This is a genomic window from Variovorax sp. P4_D9 (genome assembly GCF_056401695.1).
Window position 1 is genome coordinate 1 of sequence record NZ_JBFUIU010000716.1, and the last position, 4,445, is coordinate 4,445.

The following is a 4,445-nucleotide window of genomic DNA, read 5'->3' on the forward strand; positions in this document are numbered from 1 at the left end:
GGCCTTCAGCGCGCGCTCGACCAGTGCGTCCGCGTTGTCGACGTGCAGGTGCAGCGTGACCGGCGTCGCGCCGATCGTCGTGGCGCTGCGGATGCCGTACTCCGGGAACTCGTCGCACAGCATCACCGTGGTGCCGCCGAAGTCGAGTTCGGCATGGCCGATGCGGCCGCTGGGTTCGGCCAGCCGGAATTTCTCGGTGGCGCCGAAGACCTCGCTGTAGAAGGCGATGGCGGCGGCCGTGTCCTTGACGCAGAGATAGGGGAACAGTTCGTGAACAGTCATCGTGGCGTGCTCCTTGGACAGGCGGGCGCCCGATTCTGATCCGGTCGCCGCCGGGACGCCAGCACCATCCGGCGCCCGTCCGCGCGGTCGACTAGCATTGGAGGGATGCGCAAGCCCATCACCGACCTGATCCACCATCCCTACACCCCACCGGCCCATTTCGCGGCGCCCCAGCCCGGCGTCTTCAAGGCCTCAACCGTATTCTTCGCCGACGTTGCCGCGATGCGCGCGCGCGACTGGAAGACCAAGGCCGGCTACACCTACGGGCTGCACGGCACGCCGACCACCTTCACGCTCGAGGAGCGGCTCGCCATGCTGGAAGGCGGCACCGAATGCCTGCTGGTCCCGAGCGGACTGGCGGCGATCTCGCTGGTGTCCTTCGCGCTGCTGAAGACCGGCGACGAGGTACTGATCCCGGACAACGCCTATGGCCCGAACAAGGCCCTGGCGACCGGCGAGCTGGCCAACTTCGGTATCAGCCACCGGCTCTACGACGCCATGAATCCGGCCGATCTCGCGGCCAAGCTGTCGGATCGCACCAAGCTGGTATGGGTCGAGGCCGCCGGGTCGGTCACGATGGAGTTCCCCGACCTGCCGGCGCTGGTCGGCGCCTGCCGCAACCGTGGGGTGCTGGTCGCGCTCGACAACACCTGGGGCGCCGGCCTGGCCTTCGCGCCCTTCGACTTCAACGGCACTGGGCAGGGCGTCGATATCTCGGTCCATGCCCTCACCAAGTACCCCAGCGGAGGCGGCGACGTGCTGATGGGAAGCGTGGTCACGCGCGACGAGCGGCTGCACCGCGCCCTCAAGCTGACCCACATGCGCATGGGCTTCGGCATCGGCGTCGGCGACGTCGAGACCCTGCTGCGATCGCTGCCGAGCATGGTGCTGCGCTACCGGGCCCACGACCAGAGCGCGCGCGAGCTGGCGCGCTGGCTCGAAGGCCGGAGCGAGATCGCGCAGGTCCTGCATCCGGCACTCGAGGGCTCGCCCGGTCATGCGCACTGGCTGCGGCTTTGCGGCACCCGCGACCTCGCGGCAGGCCTTTTCTCGGTGGTCTTCGACGCCCGCTATGGCACCGAGCAGATCGATCGCTTCTGCGACAGCCTGGCGCTGTTCCGGCTCGGTTATTCATGGGGCGGGCCGATCAGCCTGGTGGTGCCCTACGACATCGGCCTGATGCGCGATGCCAGCGTCGGCCGGTGGCGGCACAAGGGCACGCTGGTGCGCTTCTCGATCGGCCTGGAGGACGTCGACGACCTGCGTGCCGACCTCGAACAGGCCCTCGCGGCACTCTGAACGCGCTCCGTTATCGCGTACAGTCTGCCCATGTGCAGTCACCGTGACTGTCTCGCCCGAAGGAGAAGCAGTGGCAACACCAAATTACGGCTACGAGAAGCGCCAGAAGGAACTGGCGAAGAAGAAGAAGAAGGAAGACAAGCTGAGGGAAAAGGCCAACCGCAAGCTCAGCCCCAGCAGTGACGGCCTGGCGCCGGGCGATCCGGAAACCGACGTCGCATCGCTGGAACGCGATCCGCCGACGGTGCCCGAATTGCCGACCAAGAACGGCTGAGCCGTTCCGGAGACCAAAAACCACGGAAGCCGCCGCGGCCCAGCGCCGCGGCGGCTTTTTGCTTGTCTGATGCTGATCGGCCGCCGGCCGCCGGCCGGCGCGGGCTTCACTTCGGAAGCATCTTTCGCAGTGTCGGCCAGACGTTGTCGAGCATGCGCGGCTGCGCGGCCGCGGTCGGATGGATGCGGTCGGCCTGGAACAGCACCGCGGCATCGGGCCCGTCGGCGATGCCCTTCAGCAGGAAAGGCACCGCGGGTGTCTTGGTCACCGCCGCCACCTTGGCGAAGATGGCCTCGAAGCGGCGCGTGTAGTCGCTGCCGTAGTTCGGCGGCACCTGGATCCCGACCAGCAGCACCTGGGCGCCAGCCGCCTGGGCCGCCTTGGTCATCTGCAGCAGGTTGTCCTCGGTGCTGGCCAACGGCAGGCCGCGCAGCGCGTCGTTGCCGCCCAGCTCGAGCACCACGTGTGTCGGCTGGTGCTGCGTCAGCAGGTTGGGCAGGCGGGCCAGGCCGCCCGAGGTGGTGTCGCCGCTGATGCTGGCATTGACCACCGTGGCCGCGACCTTCTGTTCGGTCAGCCGCTTGTCGAGCAGGGGCACCCAGCCTTCGCCGCGCTTGAGCCCGTACTCGGCCGACAGCGAGTCGCCGAGCACCAGGATCACCGGCGCCTTGCCGGGCGCGGCCCGGGCGCCGGCGGCCGGCCATGACCCTGCATTCGCGGCCAGGGCGCCGCTCAAGATAAAGTGACGTCGATTCACCTMGCGAAACCTTTCAATGTCCTCACTCCGAACCGATGGCCGAGCCGACGCCATCGTTGCCGTCCAGCATGTCTTCAAGTCCGTCACCGATTCCACCGGAACGCTGGACATTCTGCAGGACATCGATTTCACCCTGGGCGCGAAGGAGACGGCGGCGATCGTCGGCGCGTCGGGCTCGGGCAAGAGCACGCTGCTGTCGATCGTCGCCGGGCTCGACACGCCGACCCGCGGCACCGTGATGCTGGGCGGCGAGGACCTGTTCGCGATCGACGAGGACGAGCGTGCCGCCCTGCGGGCCCAAAAGGTCGGCTTCGTGTTCCAGAGTTTCCAACTGCTCGGCAACCTGAGCGCGCTCGAGAACGTGATGCTGCCACTCGAACTGGCCGATCGCAAGGATGCGCGCAAGGCGGCCACCGAGATGCTCGGCCGGGTCGGCCTCGGCCAGCGGCTGGGACACTATCCGAAGGTGCTGTCGGGTGGCGAGCAGCAGCGGGTGGCCTTGGCCCGGGCCTTTGTCGTCCAGCCGGCCCTGCTGCTGGCCGACGAACCCACCGGCAGCCTCGATTTCGCCACCGGGGAGCAGGTCATGCGGCTGATGTTCGACCTCAACCGCGAACTGGGCACGACCCTCGTGCTGGTCACTCACGACCGTGGCATCGCGGACCGGTGCGAGCGCAAAATCACGATCGAGGCGGGGCGCGTGGCGCTCGACGAGTGAGGGAACTGAACCGCAGCGAGGGGCCCGATGCCGAAACCTTCATCCGACCGCGACGAGGAAGACGACACCGCCTTCGGCGGTTTGGCGCCTCGCAGCGGCCCGCACGCCGAGCCCATGGCCCGCAAGCCGCGCCGATGGGGCTTGCTGGTCGGCGTGCTGCTGGGCCTGATCGTCGCCGCCTTGTTCCAGTGGGCTGCCCGGTCCTGAGGCAGACTGGCCTCCCGGGGGCTCGATAATCCCCGCATGTCTTCTCCCAAAGTGATCTTCGGCTTCCATGCCGTCGGCGTGCGCATCAAGACCGCGCCCAAATCGGTGATCGAGGTGCTGTTCGATGCCAGCCGGCGCGACGCGCGCATGCGGCAGTTCGTGGCCCGTGCTCAGGAGGCCGGCGTGCGGCTGGTCGAGGCCGACGGCCTGCGCCTGTCGAAGCTGAGCGGCAGCCACGGCCACCAGGGCGTGGCGGCCCGTGTCGAGCCCATCCCCCAGACCCATTCGCTCGACGAACTGCTGGAGGGCTTGGAGGCGGCGGGCACGGTGGCGCTGCTGCTGGTGCTCGACGGCGTGACCGATCCGCACAACCTGGGGGCCTGCCTGCGCGTGGCCGACGGCGCCGGCGCGCATGCGGTGATCGCACCGAAGGACCACGCGGCCGGCATCAACGCCACGGTGGCGAAGGTGGCGAGCGGCGCCGCCGAGACCGTGCCCTACTTCATGGTGACCAACCTGGCGCGCACGCTGGGCGAGCTCAAGGAGCGCAACATCTGGTGCGTCGGCACCAGCAACGATGCGCCCGGCACGCTCTATCAGTGCGATCTCAAGCGGCCATTGGCGCTGGTGCTCGGCGCCGAGGGCGAAGGCATGCGGCAGCTGACACGCAAGACCTGCGATGAGTTGATCAGCATCCCGATGGCGGGTGCGGTCGAGAGTCTCAACGTCTCGGTGGCCAGCGGTGTCTGCCTCTACGAGGCGATGCGGCAGCGCCTCGGCTGACAGTCTAGATCTAGGAGCCCGTCGGACTTGAGCCGCGGGGATCTGTTCGTTTGACCGCGCGGCGTCGATTGCTACGGCGCGAGGCGGAGTTGCCTTCCTCGAGGGGCCTGAGCGCCCCGCGAGTC

General features: G+C 68.5%; 7 protein-coding genes. 5 read left to right on the plus strand and 2 right to left on the minus strand.

Annotated elements, in window-relative coordinates; translation table 11 throughout:
- Positions 1-282: VOC family protein (locus AC1DY5_RS43370; RefSeq protein WP_478120594.1), on the minus strand; the 282-nt coding region annotated here is incomplete at its 3' end.
- A 105-nt stretch (positions 283-387) separates the two neighbouring features.
- On the opposite strand from AC1DY5_RS43370, the gene AC1DY5_RS43375 reads away from it, so the two are divergent.
- Positions 388-1,581, plus strand: a complete 1,194-nt coding sequence (locus AC1DY5_RS43375; RefSeq protein ID WP_478120595.1) for a PLP-dependent transferase — start codon at positions 388-390, stop codon at positions 1,579-1,581.
- Positions 1,582-1,651: 70 nt separating this feature from the next.
- Positions 1,652-1,855 carry a hypothetical protein gene (locus AC1DY5_RS43380; protein ID WP_056521727.1) on the plus strand — a complete coding sequence of 68 codons (204 nt, stop codon included), beginning with the start codon at positions 1,652-1,654 and terminating at the stop codon, positions 1,853-1,855.
- A gap of 106 nt (positions 1,856-1,961) precedes the next feature.
- Here AC1DY5_RS43380 and AC1DY5_RS43385 read toward each other — a convergent pair whose 3' ends face one another.
- Positions 1,962-2,666, minus strand: coding sequence for an arylesterase (locus tag AC1DY5_RS43385; RefSeq protein ID WP_478120596.1), 705 nt, complete (start codon positions 2,664-2,666; stop codon positions 1,962-1,964).
- Here AC1DY5_RS43385 and AC1DY5_RS43390 point away from each other — a divergent pair.
- The 3 genes from AC1DY5_RS43390 to rlmB are packed head-to-tail and all read left to right on the plus strand — an operon-like array spanning position 2,629 to position 4,320.
- Positions 2,629-3,330, plus strand: coding sequence for an ABC transporter ATP-binding protein (locus AC1DY5_RS43390; RefSeq protein WP_478120597.1), 702 nt, complete (start codon positions 2,629-2,631; stop codon positions 3,328-3,330). The genes AC1DY5_RS43385 and AC1DY5_RS43390 overlap by 38 nt on opposite strands.
- A gap of 27 nt (positions 3,331-3,357) precedes the next feature.
- Complete coding sequence (locus AC1DY5_RS43395; RefSeq protein ID WP_478120598.1) at positions 3,358-3,537, plus strand: hypothetical protein; 180 nt, start codon at positions 3,358-3,360, stop codon at positions 3,535-3,537.
- Between the two features lie 36 nt (positions 3,538-3,573).
- Positions 3,574-4,320, plus strand: a complete 747-nt coding sequence (gene rlmB, locus AC1DY5_RS43400; protein WP_478120599.1) for a 23S rRNA (guanosine(2251)-2'-O)-methyltransferase RlmB — start codon at positions 3,574-3,576, stop codon at positions 4,318-4,320.
- The last annotated feature ends 125 nt before the right edge of the window (positions 4,321-4,445 follow it).

What these genes read in the sequence shown, in the direction of transcription:
- AC1DY5_RS43375 (WP_478120595.1), top strand. Translation starts at nt 388, where the DNA reads ATGCGCAAGCCCATCACCGACCTGATCCACCATCCCTACACCCCACCG.
- AC1DY5_RS43390 (WP_478120597.1), top strand. Translation starts at nt 2,629, where the DNA reads ATGTCCTCACTCCGAACCGATGGCCGAGCCGACGCCATCGTTGCCGTC.
- AC1DY5_RS43395 (WP_478120598.1), top strand. Translation starts at nt 3,358, where the DNA reads ATGCCGAAACCTTCATCCGACCGCGACGAGGAAGACGACACCGCCTTC.
- rlmB (WP_478120599.1), top strand. Translation starts at nt 3,574, where the DNA reads ATGTCTTCTCCCAAAGTGATCTTCGGCTTCCATGCCGTCGGCGTGCGC.